Origin of the sequence: Solitalea koreensis, from assembly GCF_900182575.1 — a bacterium.
GTDB classification, from domain to species: Bacteria; Bacteroidota; Bacteroidia; order Sphingobacteriales; family Sphingobacteriaceae; genus Solitalea; species Solitalea koreensis.
Window position 1 is genome coordinate 26,314 of the sequence record NZ_FXSZ01000004.1, and the last position, 18,129, is coordinate 44,442.

Consider the following 18,129-nt stretch of genomic DNA (forward strand, 5'->3'; position numbering starts at 1 on the left):
CTTAATTTTCTAAATAAAAGTTAACTAACCATACAAGTATCTATGTCAGGCATTAACAAAGTAATTTTAGTAGGTCATTTGGGCAAGGATCCCGAATTAAGGCAATTAGATGGTGGAGTGAAAGTTGCGAGCTTTCCATTAGCCACTTCAGAAACGTACACTAAAGATGGAAAAAAAGTTGAGCAGACTGAGTGGCATAACATTGTTATGTGGCGAGGGTTGGCTGATATTGCTGAAAAGTTTTTAGTTAAAGGTAAATTGGTTTATATAGAAGGAAAGCTTCGGACCCGTAGTTGGGATGATAAAGATGGCAATAAGCGCTATCAAACTGAAATTGTTGCAGATAACTTTACGATGTTAGGTAGAAAAAGTGATAATGAGCCTCATGAAAATAGTCAATATGGAAGTTCTTCTCATAGTGATAATGCTGTATTGGCAAAAGTAGAATCAACAGGTGGATCGGATGACGACCTGCCGTTTTAAAATTCTTCAAGCAAAAAAAGAGCATTGTCTTGACTAAGACGATGCTCTTTTTGTTTAGTTTGCTGTGGTTCAGTTTTTTACGTAATTTGTTAGTTGGTAATTTTTATGAAAAGGAACTATTAAATTATCTATCATTTAACCTAACTAAAAGAACATGGCAAATCTAGTTGAATCATTATCAGGGTTAATTACACCCGATCTGATTTCAAAAGCAAGTGGTATGCTTGGTGAATCAGAGATAGACATTTCAAAAGCCGTTGGTGGCATAATGCCATCTGTTTTAGGAGGACTGCTCAATAAGTCATCTGATTCGAGTGCAATGAGTTCTATATTTAATATGATACAACAAACCGATGAAAGTGTGCTTTCGAATCCAAGCCTATTGCTTGGAGGTGGCGGAGAGGCAAGTGCTGGTTTAACGACAATGGGCGATCAGTTTTTATCCTTACTTTTTGGTAATAAAAAAAGCGATGTTGGTTCAATGATTAGCAGTTTTTCAGGAGTTAAGGCTTCCTCCGCATTGAGTTTATTGAGTTTTGCCGCTCCGTTGGTGATGAGTTATTTAGGAATGAAAACCAAAGAAGAAGGTCTTGGCCTATCTGGGTTAACGAATTTTCTCTTCAGTCAAAAGGATAATATTATTAGTGCTGCTCCTGCAGGTCTTTCATCTATTTTAGGACTGAATAGTTTGGCCAATTTGGGAAGCAATATTAGTAGCAGAGTCCAATCAACAGAACAAGCAGTAAGTGATTTCGCAGATCCTCCGGTATATGCATCTTCGCCTGATATGAAAAAATCAAATTGGTTAGGGCCATTATTATTAGCTCTTGCCATGTTGGCTTTAGGTATTTATGCTTTGAAAAGTTGTAATAAACAGCCAGGGGAGCGTACCGCATCAGCTGTTGATTCGCTTATGGATACCACCTCTTATAACGTAGAAACGTTGGTTGATACTGCCACTGCGAAAGTAAATGAGGCATGGGAAGCCCTAGGTGCTTTTTTTATGAAAACATTACCTAATGGGGTTGAATTAAATATTCCTGAGCTTGGTGTAGAAAATAAATTATTAGCCTTTATTGAAGATAGCACCAAAATGGTTGATAAAACTACTTGGTTCTCCTTTGATCGATTAACTTTTGAAACTAACAGTGCCACTCTTAAACCTGAATCTGAAGAGCAGCTAAAAAATATAGCTGAAATCTTGAAAGCTTATCCTAATGTAAATATTAAGCTGGGCGGATATACAGATAATACAGGTGATCCAAAGGCTAACTTAAAGCTTTCGCAGGATAGAGCTAATTCTGTAAAAGCTGAACTGGAGAAACTTGGAATTGACGCCGGTCGTTTATCGGCAGAAGGTTACGGACAAGAATATCCGGTTGCTGATAATTCTACTGAGGATGGAAAAGCGAAGAATCGTAGAATTGATATTCGTGTAACTAAAAAGTAGATTCGTAAAAGAGGGTCAAAATAATTTTTGACCCTCTTTTTATTTTTCAGACTAGTTTTTAGTAGCAATTTTGAGTTCGTCCAACTGATCTTGAGCAATCGTTGACGGAGAATCAATCATTACGTCTCTTCCCGAATTGTTTTTTGGGAACGCAATTACGTCTCGAATGGTATCCAGGCCGGCAAATAACGAACAAAGGCGATCGAAACCAAACGCTATGCCGCCATGTGGAGGTGCTCCAAATTCAAATGCATCCATCAAGAATCCAAACTGTTTTTGAGCATCTTCTTTTGAAAATCCCAGATGCTTGAACATAAGAGCCTGTAATTCTTTGTTGTGAATACGGATTGAGCCACCGCCAATTTCAGTGCCGTTTAATACCATGTCATAAGCGTTTGCACGAACGGCTCCAGGGTTGGTTTCCAGTAATGCGATGTCTTCTGGTTTTGGCGAAGTGAATGGATGGTGCATTGCATGCCAACGACCACTTTCTTCATCAAACTCAAGCAACGGGAAGTCCAGTACCCAAAGAGGGGCAAAGGTGTTCTTATCGCGAAGCCCCATGCGGTTACCCATTTCTAAACGAAGTTCGTTTAATGCTTTACGGGTTTTATTAGCATTTCCGGCCAAAATCAGGATGATATCTCCTTTCTCTGCCTCGAAAGCATTCACCCATTTTTGTAGCTCTTCTTCGTTATAAAATTTATCTACTGATGATTTAATAGTACCATCTTCATTATAACGGCAATACACAAGACCTGTAGCGCCAATCTGCGGACGTTTTACAAAGTCGGTGAGTTCATCCATCTGCTTGCGTGTATAAGACGCACAGCCCTTAGCGCAAATGCCTACAACAAGTTCTGCATCATCGAAAACCTTAAAGTCCTTTCCTTTGACGATATCGTTGAGTTCAACAAACTTCATTTCGAAACGAATATCCGGTTTATCAGAACCATAGTATTTCATGGCATCAGCATAAGTCATTCTTGGAACAGAAGGAATATCAATGCCTTTTACTGATTTAAATAAATGCTTGAATAAGCCTTCAAACATGTTCAAAATGTCTTCCTGTTCCACAAAACTCATCTCACAGTCAATCTGCGTGAACTCAGGCTGGCGATCGGCGCGTAAATCTTCATCACGGAAACATTTCACGATCTGGAAATAACGGTCGAACCCGGAAACCATTAGCAATTGCTTAAAAGTTTGAGGAGATTGTGGTAAAGCATAAAACTCCCCCGGATTCATGCGGCTCGGTACCACAAAATCACGAGCTCCTTCCGGCGTTGATTTGATCAACACCGGTGTTTCAACCTCAATAAATTTATGACTACTCAAAAAGTTGCGGGTTTCATGAGCAACTTTATGACGGAGTTCCATGTTTTTACGCACAACCGATCGACGTAAATCAAGGTAACGGTATTTCATGCGTAAGTCATCACCTCCATCGGTTTCATCTTCAATCATAAATGGAACCGTTTTGGCCGCATTTAAGATTTCAAGTTTTGAAACTTTAATTTCAATTTCTCCTGTTGGCATCTTCAAGTTTTTACTTGAGCGTTCAATAACAGTACCTGTAACTTTTATAACAAACTCGCGTCCCAGTTTACGAGCTTCTGAACAAAGTTGCTCGTTATCTTCCATGTTGAAAACCAACTGTGTAATGCCATAACGGTCGCGCAAGTCAATAAATGTCATGCCTCCAAGATCACGGGATTTGGCAACCCATCCACTTAAAGTAACTTCTTTCGTTAGGTCGTTTATGGTTAGTTCTCCGCAAGTATGTGTTCTATGCATAATATGTGTGTGTCAAATAATTGAGCCGCAAAAGTAAATATTTGGAACGGAACCCCCAACCCTGTGAAGTAGGCTAATTATATTTAAATGAATCACCCTATCACAGCTCTTCAATATTATTTATCTTCGACGTTCACAATTTAAAAATTAATATTTAATGGAATGGTTATCGAATCCTCAAGTATGGTTGGGGCTTTTAACGCTTACTTTTTTGGAGATCGTTTTAGGTATCGACAATATCATATTTGTCTCAATTGCAGCCGGAAAGCTTCCTCAAAAACTACAAAGTAAAGCAACGAATATAGGGTTGATATTGGCCATGGTGATGCGTATAGCCTTACTTTTTGGTATAAACATTCTGATTAAAATGAATGAGCCTTGGCTAACTTTTAGTACTTCATTAATTCATGGGGCGTTTTCAGGCCAAAGTCTTATTCTGATTGCGGGCGGTCTGTTTCTCTTGTACAAGAGTACGAGCGAAATTCATCATAAGTTGGAAGGAGAGGAGCCGCATGATGACGCAATTTCTGAGAAAAAAAGTAGTTTGTCCGCAGCTATTCTTCAAATTACACTAATTAATATTGTTTTTTCATTTGATTCAATACTCACAGCAGTTGGAATGACTAATGGATTACCGAACGCATTGATCATCATGATTGTTGCTGTAATTGTATCGGTGTTGATTATGATGGCTTTTGCAGGGCCTGTTGGTAGATTTGTTAACGAACATCCTACAATACAAATGCTAGGGCTTTCATTTCTTATTTTAATTGGATTTACATTAATCGCCGAAGGAGCACACCTTGCTAACTTTGTTGTTGCAGGTTCTGAAATCGGTACTATTCCGAAAGGGTATTTATACTTCGCTATTGCTTTTTCTTTAGGGGTAGAGTTCTTAAATATGAAGCTTCGTAAAAAAGGGACACCTGTTCATTTGCATAGTAAAATGGAGGGAGAGACTTTAGAAAAGTAGTAATAGATTTATAAAACAGAAAGTCCTCAGTATTGAGAATGCTGAAGACTTTTTGTTTAAATGGGGTCTAAAAAACTATTTTAATGTTTTTTCTGCTTGCTCAGTTTTAACGATAACTTTTACTTGCAAATTGTTATAATTTGTATCATTAACGCTCATAAGACCATATACGGTTTCTCCATTTTTAATGATCTTCCCAATTGGGTTATTAGAAATCAACTCATCTTTATATTTTTTATTGGCACCATCTGCAGTTAGAACATTAATTAGAGTTAGACCCGGTCCAAGTACCAATCCGATCGGATAAGATTGACCTGTTGTAAATCCATATTGATCAGTTTTTGTGATATTCAGTTTAACAAACGAGAATAGCATATATAAAAAATAGGTTGGAACCGTCTGTTTTGTTTTTAAATGAGTTTCCGCCGGATAATTTATTGTTATTGGAGTATCTCCGTTAAATACTCTTATATCATCCCCAAATGATAAATCTTTGCCAGAATTATTAGTTAATTTCACCGAAACAACTCTTAAGAAGTTCTTTTCTTCCTTTTTTCCGTATTTTTTATTGCCGGCTTGTTGTAAAACATTGTAACTATAATAGAAATCTACACCTTTATCGCTTGATTTATTAGAGTAGTTCAATGATGATGGGTGAATGTGTTTATAGGATGCCGCACATCCTGAAACAAGAAAAGAAATTGAAGTTGCAATAGCAAAATAGAGTAGAAGTTTTTTCATGTACATATTTTTGATTTTAAGGGCGCAATATTATTCAAAATATGTTGAACTACCTTCCTTATATTGAATATCAAATTACCCTACACAGCAATCCTTTCAAATACTCTGATTCAGGGAATGATGTTCTGATTGGATGATCAGAAGGTTGATTAAACTGCTCAATAATCTGTAATTCCTTGCCTGCATCCAGAGCAGCCCATGATATTATTTGTTTGAAAAGATCTATGTCAATTCCACCCGAGCAAGAGAATGTTGCCAATAGCCCACCGGGTTGTAAAAGCTTTAAGGCCTGAAGGTTTAAATCTTTATAAGCACGTTGTGCTTTATCAACGGTGGCGCGGGTTGGAGCAAGTTTAGGAGGGTCAAGTATAATAAAATCAAACTCTCTTTTTTCAGTTTGAAAACGGCGTAAAGTGGCATTGACATCGGCTTCTATTAAATCGTTTTCATTAAATGTGATCTGATTTGCCTTGTAATTTTGTTTTACGGTCTTTATAGCAAGAGCTGATGAATCAATGCTCACAATCGATTTTGCACCGGCTTTATGAGCATTCAAACTAAAACCGCCAGAATAACAAAAGCAATCAAGAACAGATAGTCCTTTGGCGTACTTGGCAGCAATTTTTCTGTTTTCCCGTTGATCCAAAAAGTATCCCGATTTTTGTCCATCAGCAATATTTACCAAAAAGGTTAATCCGTTTTCGTTGATCTCCAGTAATTCGGGAGGCATTTCGCCAGCTAATAAACCATTTGATGGTTTCAGTCCTTCTAAGCTACGTGATTTGGCATCACTTCTTTCAAATATTCCTTTGGGTTTTAGTAAAGCATATAAATGATCTGTAATGAGCTTTTTTTGCAATTCTACGCCTGCAGTGAGCACCTGCATAACCAGAAAGTCTGCATATTTATCTACAATTAACCCCGGAATTCCATCAGCCTCGCTGTAGATTAATCTTACCGAATCCGTATCTTCCAAAGTTAATAATGACTTTCTTCTGGTAATAGCCTGAGTTATTCTATCCTTCCACCAGTTATCGTCTATTTTGGTTTCCTCGTTCCATTCGATAGCCCTCACTGTGATTTTCGAGCTTTTGTTGTAATACCCATATGCTAAAAACTGATCAGCGCTGTTGATTATTTTCACAACTTCTCCTTGATTGGGTTGTCCGATTGCGCTATTAATCGCCCCGGAAAACACCCAAGGATGATGATTTTTAACTGCTTTTTCTTTTCCCTTACTTATGCGAACAGATTTCATTTGGCAAATGTACCCTTTTCACTCCACAGTCTTAAGTCGACAGTTTACAATACAAGTAATTAAATGAATTAGTTTTTTGAATTATTGGGATCTCTTATTGTTGAACTATTTTGATTCCTGGCGATATGGATAAAAATCTGAAGACTATGAACCGTAGACTTTTTATTAGGATTTAGTACCTAGAAATTGGATTTTTGTATCATGTTTTTCAATTTTACAGGAGAATCGGATATTGCTGCCGATGAGTTTTACATGAAGCAAGCCTTAAAGGAAGCTTATTTAGCATTGGAAGCAGATGAAGTTCCTATAGGATCAGTAATTGTTTGCAAGAATAGGGTCATTGCACGTGGGCATAATCTTACTGAACGCTTGAATGACGTAACGGCGCATGCTGAAATGCAGGCGATAACTGCAGCCGCTAATCATTTGGGCGGAAAATACCTTGCAGATTGTACGTTGTATGTCACGATGGAACCATGTGTAATGTGTGCCGGAGCGCTTTACTGGTCGCAAATTGGCCGGATTGTTTTTGGAGCCTATGATCCGAAGCGCGGTTTTAGTCGTATCCTTCCTAATCCTCTCCATCCTAAAACAGAATTTGTAGGCGGAATTCTTGGAAATGAATGCGGTTTATTAGTAAAAGAGTTTTTCAGGAAGAAGAGACAATAGAGGTTCATAGGAATGAGTCTTAAGGATTGAGCCTAAAACCTATAGCTAATCCTGAGTTATCTAAATCATGAAAATCGGATAAATCATGGTTCTATTTATTAACTTTACCCATGAACGTCTACTCGTTCATTCATTAATTAACCATTTGTTACACAACTAAATTTATAAACGCAATGGCATTTGAATTACCAGCGTTGGCCTATGCAACCGACGCATTAGAACCCAACATTGACAAAATGACCATGGAGATTCACCATGGCAAGCATCACCAGGCATACGTAACTAACCTGAATAATGCTATAAAAGGTACCGATGCTGAAAACTTAAGCATTGAAGAGATTTGCAAAAACATCTCAAAATATCCAATGGCGGTTCGTAATAACGGCGGTGGTCATTACAATCACTCATTATTTTGGTCAGTAATTGGTCCAAATGCAGGAGGTGCTCCAACTGGAGAGTTAGCAGAAGCAATCAATACGGCGTTCGGTTCATTTGAAAGTTTTAAAGAAAAATTCTCAGCTGCGGGTGCTACTCGTTTTGGCTCTGGTTGGGCTTGGTTATTGGTTAAAGACGGTAAGTTAGAGATCTCTTCAACGCCTAATCAAGATAATCCATTGATGGATATTGCTGAAGTAAAAGGAACTCCAATTTTAGGAATGGACGTTTGGGAACATGCTTACTACTTAAAATATCAAAACCGTCGTCCTGATTACATTTCAGCATTTTATAATGTAATTAACTGGACTGCAGTAGCTGAACTTTATAAAAAGGCTAAATAATATTTAGTACATAACAGTTATTCAGTATCTCTCTTATTGGTACTGTGTCTTGATTGGATCAGTTATCGTATAGAAACTAAAATCAAAATGTATCAAAAAAGCCCTGACTCAAAATATGTATCAGGGCTTTTTTCATTGATCTTGAATCTGAATGTCTATTATTCCGAGATGATATCAGAATAAATGATGCTCAGTTTTGGTTTACTGTCAGCACTTCCACTTCCTGCCAAAACCACACGTCCGCCATCAATAGCCGGATTGTCGACAGTTAAATAAAGATTGGTGTCATCAGTTTTTCCTTCAATAATATCTCTGACAAAGCGTACCAGGTTTAGGTGGTATGTTTTTGTTGTTGAATTGTAATATCCCCCCATGTCATTTATAAACCGTGGGTCGGTTGCATTGCCGTCAGCAATTTGGATGTATTCACCCTTGTTATTTTGGCCTCTGTTAATATAAATACGACGTAATGGAGCAGGATCTGTTCCGCCAACAACTGTAAAAATAAGCTCAGCTTTGTTGATTAATAGTTTTTTGTTTTTGGCGATGTTCTTTAAATATGGAAAAGAAATTTTTGTTCTGATTCCAGCCATTGACTGTATATAGGCTTTCTGCAGATTCGGGCCTGCAGAAAGTGCATTCGTTAGTTCAGGCGTATAAGTATGCGTGAAGTGATTGGTTTGCGCTACTGCCGAGTTTATACGAAATAGTACACTCGCTGTATCTTTAGCTGTTTTGTAATAAAACTGAATGCGTGCTCCGCCATCTGCAACAGCTGGAGAGGTGTTTAAATATACCAATCCGCCACTTCCCGTAGTTTGTGTATTGTCAATTTTTACTTTAATGCCTTTAAAGTAGGCGGTAAAAGCGGCTTGTGTCAGGTAAACGCTTGAATCTGCATTTACGAAAACATTTTTAGCAAAATTAAGATCAAGTGGAACTCGAATTTGTGCTACATCTTTTTTGATTGTATCAATTTTCCCAACCCTAATATCCTGAACGTATATTGGCGTATTGGGAGTTATTTTGAAGAAACCACTTGCAAATGGAGCAGTTCCATCTGTGTTAAATGTTTGATTCGAATAATAAATAGAGTCAGATTTCATGGCCGATCCTAATTGTTCAACTGTTAATTTGAATTTAGAATCAACATCTCCATAAAAAGTGTTGTTCACTAAAGTGTCTGCATAGGGAAGCACCAGTACGGCAGAGTCAAGGATGGTTCCTGCAGGGAATTTAAACCCGAATGATGGAATTTGTAGTTGAGAGTACCAGTCAGCAGTTGATTTCCCGAAGACAGGATCATTGTAATAGCCTAACAGTTTAAACCTGTTAACGCCGGTTAAATTATTGTATTCAAAGTTGTTGTCGACTCGTATCGGATTGTCGCTAACTGTTTGTGTAACTACGGTTACCGTGTCGACAGTAGTGCCATTTATCAGGTCTTCGTTATTTAATCCAATGCCGTTAGGGTTCGTACAACCGGTAAAAAGAAAGAGACTTATTAAGGGCATTAATAAGTCTCGCATAGAAAATTTCATATTATCTCTTTGAAAACTAATCTGTTATGTTTTAAGCTGAAACTAACTCCTCGTTTAACACTTCTTCGTAAAACTGTGCAAATGTATCAGTTTCTTCGAAGTTTGTGTAATTGAGAACAGGTTTATTAATTTTTGAGATAAATTCGTCAACTTTTGTGTCAATTGCTTCCGCACCTTTGGTTACGCCATCGGCAAAAGCAACAGCGCCCATATGTAAGCTTGCACAATCACCATTTTGATAAATTTCCACTTCTTTTTCGCTTAATCCGCTCATGGTTAATTTTTTGGCAAAATCAGCATGTAGCTTTTCATCGAAACCGTTGTCGTAAACAGAATAAATTACTTTCGAGTTTTTGAAAGTAGGATCATTCTTGTAGCTGGTTTTTAAATAAGCAGGAACTAAACTGCTCATCCATCCATGACAATGAACAATGTCAGGAGACCATCCTAGTTTTTTAACGGTTTCCAATGCGCCTTTGCAAAAGAAAATTGTGCGTTCGTCATTATCTTCAAAAAATACATCCTTGTCGTTTCTAAAAACGTACTTGCGTTGGAAATATTCTTCGTTGTCTAAAAAATAAACTTGCATCTTCGCGCCTTGGATAGATGCAACCTTGATAATCAGTGGGTTATCGTTGTCGTTAATGACGATGTTCATTCCCGATAAGCGAATCACCTCATGTAAACGATTCCTTCTTTCATTGATGTTGCCGAAACGAGGCATTAAAACTCGTATTTCGTAACCTTTTTCTTGAATAGCTTGAGGAAGTTGACGGGTGATTTTTGAGATTTCTGTCAACTCTAAAAATGGTGACATTTCGTGGGTAATGTACAAAATCTTCGTCTTTGCCATGCTCATCAGTTTTTTGTTGTATTTAATTGTGTACGAAGCCAATATCGGGTGCAAATATACAGAAAAAATATTACAATTCAATGGAATTTGCATGATGTTGTTGCTAATAACCAATTAAAATTGCAAAATTTGTAAACTAACATACAGTATTTTGCTACAGGTCATTCATACCAAAAATGAGCTTATTGCTGCTCTTGCACGATTTAAAGCTGAAGGTAAAGTTATCGGGTTGGTTCCAACAATGGGCGCTTTACACGATGGTCATATTTCATTGATTCAATACTCGAAACAACAGTGTGATATTACTGTGGCAAGTATCTTTGTTAATCCTACTCAGTTTAACGATCCGGCTGATCTTGAGCGGTATCCACGACCAATTGAACGTGATACTGTTAAATTGCAAGAAGCAGGATGTGATATTCTTTTCTTGCCTTCTGTTTCTGAAATGTATGCAGAGAATGAGCAATGGCATATCGATTTAGGCAGAGTAGAGCATGTGCTGGAAGGCGCTTTTCGTCCGGGACATTATCAAGGTGTAACCCAAATTGTAAAGAAATTATTTGATGTAGTTAAACCAGATTTCGCGTTTTTTGGCCAGAAGGATTACCAACAATTTCTGGTGATTTCAAAAATGGTTGAAATTTTCAAAATGCCCTTAAAATTGGTTTGTTGTCCTACTATTCGTGAAAAAGACGGATTGGCCATGAGTTCACGTAATATTCACTTGAGTGAAACCGAACGAAATGCATCCTTAATGCTTTCTAAATTACTGTTTGCTGCAAAAAATCAAATCTCAGCCAAAACAATTGAGGCAATAGAAAATGAGGCGATGAGCCTGATGCGTACCGCAGAACTGGTTCAACCCGAATATTTTAAAATTGTTACTGCCGATAGTTTGCAAGCACCGGCTTCAACTAATGGAACTGAAAAAATGATTGCCTTAGTGGCTGCTAAAGTCGGGAATACAAGATTGATCGATAATATGTTTATGGATTAGCACTGACCTTCATTCAATTATCCCAAAAATCAAAAACGCTCATTCTTTTTGATCAAGGTAACTTGTACAAATAATCATGCTATACAAAATAGTGTTGCGAATCGTCCTAGATTCCGTAACGGTACGTCCTATTTGATGAATTTTCAATCCCGTTGTTCAATTTAATTCAGCTAACAAGGAGTATTTTGCCTTAAAGAATCCCGCTAATAATACCTATACTACTTTTCTGCAACAATTAAGTATGCACCCTTAGTTATATTAAATAACTAATTTTAATGGTGAAATTAGTTTCTTAATCAATAAAATAGTTAGTAGTTAAGTTTTTGTTTTTAAAAGCTCAAAATTATCTCAATTGTAAACTTTGGCTTGAAAAGCTCAAAAAGCAGTGTTTCACACTTTTGGGAATTTAAAGTGATTTCAAGTCAATAAATGTATATAAAAACGAACGCTAGTTGAATTAAAGTAGACAATTTGGCTAATTGTATTTACATGTTCTCACTTTAAAGATATATGCTTAACTGAATGTTAAATTCAGATTGAATAGACAAATGATTGGTTTGCACAGATAAATAAGATTTAGGAATAATAAATGATAATGGATTGTAGGTAATTAGAAAACAACAGGGCTTAACTTAAGGAAAAGTAAAATGCTTATGCAGAAGGGCTCTACTTTCGAAACAATTCCTTTACTTTTTTTTAAACTAGCTATTCAGCTTGTCTGGCAATCAATTTTCTTTTCAAAAAGCAACTTTTCTACTTTTAAGAAACATCTATTACTACTGTGTATTCTCTCAGTATTTATTTTAGAAACTAATTTAGCTGTTGGGCAATCCATTGGGGAATACAGATCTGTTGCAACCGGCGACTGGACGGCATTAGGCACTTGGCAAAGATGGAACGGATCTGCTTGGGCTACTCCAACAGCAGGTGAAGGCTACGCTGGGCAATATGGAACAGGATCGATAGCTATACAAAGTAGTCATATTGTTTCCGTAAATGCGGATATTTCTTTAAACGCATCTTCTGTAATAATTAAAAATGGTGGGGTATTAGCATTTTCAGGAAATTATACGCTAAGCATACCTTCTGGAGGAACTTTAGTATTGGAAACCGGATCGCCTGGAGGGAAATTAGCCACAGATAACCCATGTAACTCGCAAAAAAAAATAAAAATAGGCTCAGTAACGTATGCGAGCTGTAATGGAGGTAACGGCGGGGATTATTCATTTGACGAACTTGATAATTCCAATATAACTTTAACTGCAAACCCTGCTTCAAATTCCCCTGTGTGTCAGGCTGGAACAATCAATCTTTTTGGAGCTTATTCAGGAACTTATGATACCGGAACTTTGCCTAGTTATAGCTGGTCAATTAAAGATCCCAATTCGGTCACAACAACCTCTGCCAGTCAAAACCCGACTATCTCAAATGCTATTAGTGGAACCTATACGGCAACATTAACGGTTTCTACTGTTAAAAACAGTACTACTTATTCTAATTCTAAAACCATATCAGTACTGGTCAATGCTAGACCAACCGTAACAGCTATACCTTCAAATGCTATTTGTTATGGAGGCAACGGAAGTGCAGCTTTAAATGCAAGTGGAGGTACAGGGCCATATACGTTTACTTCAACAGGAGGAGTTGTAAGTGGCTCAACGCTTACAGCACCAGCCGGAAGTTATACCATTACTGCCACTGATAGTAAAGGATGTTCCGGAACCACTAGCGTAACAATTACTCAGCCGGCAGCATCTCAGATAAGCATCGCCAATGCAACTGTTATTGAAGGAACGGGAGGTCCTAATAATATGGCATTTACTGTTTCGCTTAATACTGCTTCTGGTTGCCCAATTACAGTTGATTACGCGGTTGATTTAACCGGAACAAATACCGAAGCTGCGGATTTCGCAGGTGCTACAAGCGGTATGCTAACTATCCCTGCCGGAATAACTTCTGCAACGATTAATATTCCCATTAATACTGATCAACTGGTAGAAATAACGGAAACCTTTAAGTTAAACCTCTCTAATGCATCCGGGGGCACAATTAGTACTTCGCAAGCAATAGGAACAATTACTGATGATGATAAAATAACTGTTCAATTTGATAAAACGATTGCTAACGGACCTGAACAGAATTCAGGTTCAAATGCAATCGCTTCCTCTGTTTTAGCCATTCAAATTTCAGGGGGTATTATTGATGCTGATAGCCCGGCTCAAAGTGTGGTTATTGCAAAAACTGGAGGTACAGCCACCGCATTATCTGATTTTACCGGAGCATTGGTTTCAACAACATATACACTACCGATTCCTACAGGTAGTTATGCCACTTCGCAATTAATTCAACTACCACAAGCAGCATTAGCCATTGAAGGCGATGTGTTATGCGAGGCTGATGAAACGCTAAATCTGCAATTACAAAGTCCGGTCGGAGCGCAACTTGGAGCTAATGCAGCCACCATATATACCATCACAAATGATGATGCAATTAGTTGGCTAAGTGGATTTCCTACAGTTTCAAAACAAAACAAATGTTCAAATGATTACCAAAATGCCGAATTGGAACTCCATGTAAACGGCACAACTTCTTATTTGGCAACCTGGACGCTCCCAGATGGAACAAATGTAATCGATAATGTATCGCCAACTAAATTAACCTATGCCGAATTGCAGGCTATTGGCAAAGATTTTCAACCGGGAACTTATCATGTTAAAGTTCAGGCTAATTCTTACCCTGCCGGGTGCTTTATTGAAACAGATGTGACTTTGAGTAATCCTCCAGCATTAATAGCAGCAGTGAGCAGTGTTAATATTGTTTGTAATGGTACTGCTAGTGGATCTATTACACTCACAGCTACGGGAGGAACTCCGCCCTATCAATTCAGTAATAATAATGGGGCAACCTTTGTGGGACCAGATATAGCTGGAGGGAATAGTCACCAATTTACAGGTTTGACGGCCAATAGCTACCAATTAATCATAAAAGATGCAAATGGCTGCACTGCTTTCCCATGTCCTTAGAGGAGAAATTTGAAATGACTTTTAAGAATAAATTTTTTTAAAACATATATGAGAAATAAATACACAATCACCCCAAAAACAATTGGGCACAAGATCTTGCTTCTTGTTTTCCCACTTTTGTTTTTTGCTAATTATGCTTTCGGGCAAGTTAGCTGTCCAATAGTCATTAAGGAGCCGTCAACGGCAGCTTTTACATCAAGTCCTCAAACGATTTGTATTGGGAATTCTACCAATTTGGTAATCCATTTAAACCGGGATTCGCAAGGTCCTGCAACTACTTCTTGGGTATTGAAATATTCAGATGGAGCTAGTACAACTACAATTAACACCTCCGCTCCTCCATCTGGTGTTGTAGTAACTTCAGGAGCCAATTCTGTAGATTTAACAATTCCGGTAACTCCAACCACTACAACCACATATTCTATAGTGGATTTAAGTGATTCTTGGTTTGGTACCGCTTCCAATTGTAACTACACTTCACCTTATACTAATTCAGTTACCATAACAGTTACTCCAGATGCAACGATCGCCTTGAGTTCAGCGGCAGCGACTACAAATCAAACGCCATGTATCAATACAGCGATCACCGACATTACCTATGCCATTGGCAACGCTACGGGAGCAACGGTAACGGGCTTGCCAGCAGGAGTAACGGGTACTTACGCATCCGGTGTGTTCACCATCAGTGGTACTCCGACAGCATCGGGTACATTCAACTATACGGTAAGTACAACGGGTAGCTGTGTGACGCCAAGCCTAAGTGGAACGATCACGATCACTCCAGATGCAACGATCGCCTTGAGTTCAGCGGCAGCGACTACAAATCAAACGCCATGTATCAATACAGCGATCACCGACATTACCTATGCCATTGGCAACGCTACGGGAGCAACGGTAACGGGCTTGCCAGCAGGAGTAACGGGTACTTACGCATCCGGTGTGTTCACCATCAGTGGTACTCCGACAGCATCGGGTACATTCAACTATACGGTAAGTACAACGGGTAGCTGTGTAACGCCAAGCTTAAGCGGAACGATCACGATCAATGCGCCAATAACCTTCACCTCTACCTACACTAATGTTGCTTGTGCAAATGCGCCGTCAACGGCTGCAATTACGGTAACATTAAACGGGGGATCTGGTAGTTATAAGCTTATCTTACAATTAAATGGAGTGAATTATAAGACTGATACTGTAACTGGTACCACTTATTCGTTTACTGGTCTGCCTAAAGGATCTTATACAATAATTGTAGAAGATGCAAATGTGAATGGTTGTGCTGGAACTTGTAACGGAGCTACTCTTACTCCGTAAGAGATTTGGTCAATTAGTTAGATTAAAAAAAGAAGAATAGTAGTTTATCTTTAATGAGGAATACTAATAACATCGCAAACACCAAAACAATCGGAGGCAGCAAGTTAATTCTTGCTGTACTCCTGTTGTTGTTTGCTGGTTATTCTTCTTTCGGTCAGTGTCCAATTATTATTAAGGTGCCGCCTTCGGCTAAAGTTTCTCTTTCTCAATCAAAGGTTTGTCCCGGTCAAACGGTTAATCTTGTGGTTCAGCTAACGAGTGATGACGAGTCTCTGGTGAGTGTTCCTCAATGGGTATTTACCTATTCTCAGGATGGTGTTAATGTTTCTGCAATTAATACTGCCGGTTCATTGCCTGCTGGCGCTTCTATTTCCCGTACAGGAAAAGATGCAACAGTTGTTATTCCCTTAACGATAACTATTCCGGGTACTTATACTTACGGAATTTCTTCATTGAGTGATAATTGGTATCCTGCAAATACGCCCATTAATGCATGTAATTATAGTAGCACTACAAATCTTGTCATAAACTCTGTCATGAGCATTGCATCCTGTTCGCCCACAAACGTATCCTGCTTCGGTAGTACAGACGGTTCGATTTCCGCAGGGGAAGTGTCCAATGCTTCAGGTCCTGTATCTTATGTTTGGAAAAACAGCAGTAATGCAGTAATTGGAAATACTGCAACCGTTAATAATCTTATGGCGGGAACTTATACCTTAACCGTTACGGATGGTTGTACCACCCTTAGTTGTTCACAAACTATCACCGAACCCAATCCAATTGCGGCGTCGATTAGTGGTACTACTACCATTTGTATGGGAGAAACTGCGCCGATCAGCTTTGTTGGTCCTTCAAATGGGTTGATAAACTATACAGTAAATGGCATTTCTCAATCGGTAAGGTTGGATAACCGCGGAATGGCAACCGTAATCACTCCTGCGTTAACAGCAAATAGTACGTATGCATTATCAAGCGTTAGTAGTGATCCGGCTGGAGCAAAGGTGTGCAGCAATGCAGTAAGTGGCCATGCTACAATAACTGTGGTTTCCCCTCCGGTGGTAGCTTCTATAATAGGGCCATCTATCGTTAATGTAGGCGCAACGGTAACCTTAACTAATGCCATTCCTGGCGGTGTTTGGAGCTCTTCAGATCCTTCTTTAGCTACTGTAAGTGCTTCGGGCATGGTTAAAGGTGTTAAGCCGGGTGATGTGGATATTTTTTATACCGTTACAAATGAGTGTGGCAGTGTGACTGGTACTAAGAAAATTGCCATTAGAGTATTAGATATTAATCCGCTAGGGGTAAATACGCCTCCTTCTGTAGCTGCAATAGAACGCACCACACAAGAAAATATGCCGGTAATAGAAGATGTATTAAGTAAAGTTTCTGATAAGGAAAATAATGTAAACCCTAATTCATTGTCGATTGTGCAGGCTCCGACGAACGGGGTGGCTGCACTTACGTTTGATAATAAAATTCAGTACACTCCTAATGCCGGATTCTATGGACAAGATAAATTGAAGTTTGTAGTTTGTGATACTAAGGGTGCTTGTACTGAACAATACATTACAATTAATGTGTTGCGTATTCAGGCTGATCTTTCAGTATTGAAAATTTCTCAAGGTGAAAATATTCAAATGAATCAGGAGTTTGAATATTTGATTAAAGCCATTAATCATGGGTCAAATGATGCAACCAAGGTGTTGGTGAAAGACGTTTTACCTGCTTCGCTTGAATTTGTGAGTGCATTAAGCACAAGGGGCTCATTCACCTATGATCAATTGATTAAAACCTTAACATGGGATATAGGGGACCTGAAAGTGTATGGTCAGGAGGTAATTACGATCAAGGTTAGGTCGAAAACAGGAGGAACGGTAACCAATACAGCAACCATTTCAGGGGTTGAGTATGATGCAAATTTGACAAATAATAGTTCAACTGATAGCCGTTATATTTATGGTTTGTCCATACCAACTGCTTTTACACCTAACGGAGACAATGTAAATGATTATTTTGTGATTCCCGGAATTGAAGAGGTTCAAAACTCGATTTTCATCTACAATCGCTGGGGGGATGAAGTTTACCGTAAAAATAATTACCAAAATAATTGGAATGGGTCATCACTACCTTCAGGTACTTATTATTATGTGCTAAAAGTGAAAGATAAGGATAACAAGTGGGATGGCTATAGTGGATATATAGAAATCATCAGATGATTTTAGCACCTTTAATTTAACAAAGAAAGGCCGTC

Annotated in this window: 14 protein-coding genes; 9 read left to right on the forward strand and 5 right to left on the reverse strand. The window is 38.4% G+C overall.

Features of this window, described 5'->3' with window-relative positions; translation table 11 throughout:
* Window positions 1-42: 42 nt before the first annotated feature.
* On the forward strand, window positions 43-483 hold the full coding sequence (locus tag FN756_RS07405) for a single-stranded DNA-binding protein (RefSeq protein ID WP_142602912.1): 441 nt from the start codon (window positions 43-45) through the stop codon (window positions 481-483).
* A 154-nt stretch (window positions 484-637) separates the two neighbouring features.
* Entirely contained in the window at window positions 638-1,933 is a 1,296-nt protein-coding gene (locus FN756_RS07410) for an OmpA family protein (protein ID WP_142602914.1), read from the forward strand.
* Window positions 1,934-1,984: 51 nt separating this feature from the next.
* On the opposite strand, the gene aspS is transcribed toward FN756_RS07410, so the two are convergent.
* Window positions 1,985-3,730 (reverse strand): aspartate--tRNA ligase, encoded by a 1,746-nt coding sequence (gene aspS, locus FN756_RS07415; RefSeq protein ID WP_142602915.1) that lies wholly within the window; start codon window positions 3,728-3,730, stop codon window positions 1,985-1,987.
* A gap of 157 nt (window positions 3,731-3,887) precedes the next feature.
* On the opposite strand from aspS, the gene FN756_RS07420 reads away from it, so the two are divergent.
* Window positions 3,888-4,703: a TerC family protein gene (locus FN756_RS07420; RefSeq protein ID WP_142602917.1), complete on the forward strand. Its 816-nt coding sequence runs from the start codon at window positions 3,888-3,890 to the stop codon at window positions 4,701-4,703.
* A 75-nt stretch (window positions 4,704-4,778) separates the two neighbouring features.
* Here the strand turns inward: FN756_RS07420 and FN756_RS07425 are convergent, their stop codons facing one another.
* Together FN756_RS07425 and FN756_RS07430 are read right to left on the reverse strand one after the other, a co-directional pair.
* The gene (locus tag FN756_RS07425) at window positions 4,779-5,444 is read right to left on the reverse strand and encodes a hypothetical protein (RefSeq protein WP_142602918.1); all 666 of its coding nucleotides are present in this window, start codon (window positions 5,442-5,444) and stop codon (window positions 4,779-4,781) included.
* 70 nt (window positions 5,445-5,514) lie between these two features.
* Window positions 5,515-6,702, reverse strand: a complete 1,188-nt coding sequence (locus FN756_RS07430) for a class I SAM-dependent rRNA methyltransferase (RefSeq protein ID WP_142602920.1) — start codon at window positions 6,700-6,702, stop codon at window positions 5,515-5,517.
* A 198-nt stretch (window positions 6,703-6,900) separates the two neighbouring features.
* Here FN756_RS07430 and FN756_RS07435 point away from each other — a divergent pair, with 198 nt between their 5' ends.
* Together FN756_RS07435 and FN756_RS07440 are read left to right on the forward strand one after the other, a co-directional pair.
* A complete protein-coding gene (locus tag FN756_RS07435; RefSeq protein ID WP_394344414.1) occupies window positions 6,901-7,371 on the forward strand; it encodes a nucleoside deaminase in 471 nt (156 codons plus the stop codon).
* A gap of 173 nt (window positions 7,372-7,544) precedes the next feature.
* Window positions 7,545-8,150 (forward strand): superoxide dismutase, encoded by a 606-nt coding sequence (locus tag FN756_RS07440; protein WP_142602921.1) that lies wholly within the window; start codon window positions 7,545-7,547, stop codon window positions 8,148-8,150.
* 158 nt (window positions 8,151-8,308) lie between these two features.
* On the opposite strand, the gene FN756_RS07445 is transcribed toward FN756_RS07440, so the two are convergent.
* Together FN756_RS07445 and FN756_RS07450 are read right to left on the reverse strand one after the other, a co-directional pair.
* Entirely contained in the window at window positions 8,309-9,691 is a 1,383-nt protein-coding gene (locus FN756_RS07445) for a DUF4270 family protein (RefSeq protein WP_142602922.1), read from the reverse strand.
* 31 nt (window positions 9,692-9,722) lie between these two features.
* Complete coding sequence (locus tag FN756_RS07450) at window positions 9,723-10,544, reverse strand: glycogen/starch synthase (RefSeq protein WP_142602923.1); 822 nt, start codon at window positions 10,542-10,544, stop codon at window positions 9,723-9,725.
* 151 nt (window positions 10,545-10,695) lie between these two features.
* On the opposite strand from FN756_RS07450, the gene panC reads away from it, so the two are divergent.
* The 4 genes from panC (at window position 10,696) to FN756_RS07470 (ending at window position 18,094) form a co-directional block, all read left to right on the forward strand.
* A complete protein-coding gene (gene panC / locus FN756_RS07455) occupies window positions 10,696-11,541 on the forward strand; it encodes a pantoate--beta-alanine ligase (RefSeq protein WP_142602924.1) in 846 nt (281 codons plus the stop codon).
* Window positions 11,542-12,188: 647 nt separating this feature from the next.
* Window positions 12,189-14,564, forward strand: a complete 2,376-nt coding sequence (locus FN756_RS07460; RefSeq protein WP_142602925.1) for a Calx-beta domain-containing protein — start codon at window positions 12,189-12,191, stop codon at window positions 14,562-14,564.
* Between the two features lie 48 nt (window positions 14,565-14,612).
* The gene (locus FN756_RS07465) at window positions 14,613-15,878 is read left to right on the forward strand and encodes a hypothetical protein (RefSeq protein WP_142602926.1); all 1,266 of its coding nucleotides are present in this window, start codon (window positions 14,613-14,615) and stop codon (window positions 15,876-15,878) included.
* 53 nt (window positions 15,879-15,931) lie between these two features.
* Complete coding sequence (locus tag FN756_RS07470) at window positions 15,932-18,094, forward strand: T9SS type B sorting domain-containing protein (protein WP_142602927.1); 2,163 nt, start codon at window positions 15,932-15,934, stop codon at window positions 18,092-18,094.
* Window positions 18,095-18,129 lie beyond the last annotated feature (35 nt).

What these genes read in the sequence shown, in the direction of transcription:
- FN756_RS07425 (WP_142602918.1), bottom strand. Translation starts at nt 5,444, where the DNA reads ATGAAAAAACTTCTACTCTATTTTGCTATTGCAACTTCAATTTCTTTT.
- FN756_RS07410 (WP_142602914.1), top strand. Translation starts at nt 638, where the DNA reads ATGGCAAATCTAGTTGAATCATTATCAGGGTTAATTACACCCGATCTG.
- FN756_RS07465 (WP_142602926.1), top strand. Translation starts at nt 14,613, where the DNA reads ATGAGAAATAAATACACAATCACCCCAAAAACAATTGGGCACAAGATC.
- FN756_RS07445 (WP_142602922.1), bottom strand. Translation starts at nt 9,691, where the DNA reads ATGAAATTTTCTATGCGAGACTTATTAATGCCCTTAATAAGTCTCTTT.
- aspS (WP_142602915.1), bottom strand. Translation starts at nt 3,730, where the DNA reads ATGCATAGAACACATACTTGCGGAGAACTAACCATAAACGACCTAACG.
- FN756_RS07440 (WP_142602921.1), top strand. Translation starts at nt 7,545, where the DNA reads ATGGCATTTGAATTACCAGCGTTGGCCTATGCAACCGACGCATTAGAA.
- FN756_RS07470 (WP_142602927.1), top strand. Translation starts at nt 15,932, where the DNA reads ATGAGGAATACTAATAACATCGCAAACACCAAAACAATCGGAGGCAGC.
- FN756_RS07405 (WP_142602912.1), top strand. Translation starts at nt 43, where the DNA reads ATGTCAGGCATTAACAAAGTAATTTTAGTAGGTCATTTGGGCAAGGAT.
- FN756_RS07460 (WP_142602925.1), top strand. Translation starts at nt 12,189, where the DNA reads ATGCTTATGCAGAAGGGCTCTACTTTCGAAACAATTCCTTTACTTTTT.
- FN756_RS07430 (WP_142602920.1), bottom strand. Translation starts at nt 6,702, where the DNA reads ATGAAATCTGTTCGCATAAGTAAGGGAAAAGAAAAAGCAGTTAAAAAT.
- FN756_RS07420 (WP_142602917.1), top strand. Translation starts at nt 3,888, where the DNA reads ATGGAATGGTTATCGAATCCTCAAGTATGGTTGGGGCTTTTAACGCTT.
- FN756_RS07450 (WP_142602923.1), bottom strand. Translation starts at nt 10,544, where the DNA reads ATGGCAAAGACGAAGATTTTGTACATTACCCACGAAATGTCACCATTT.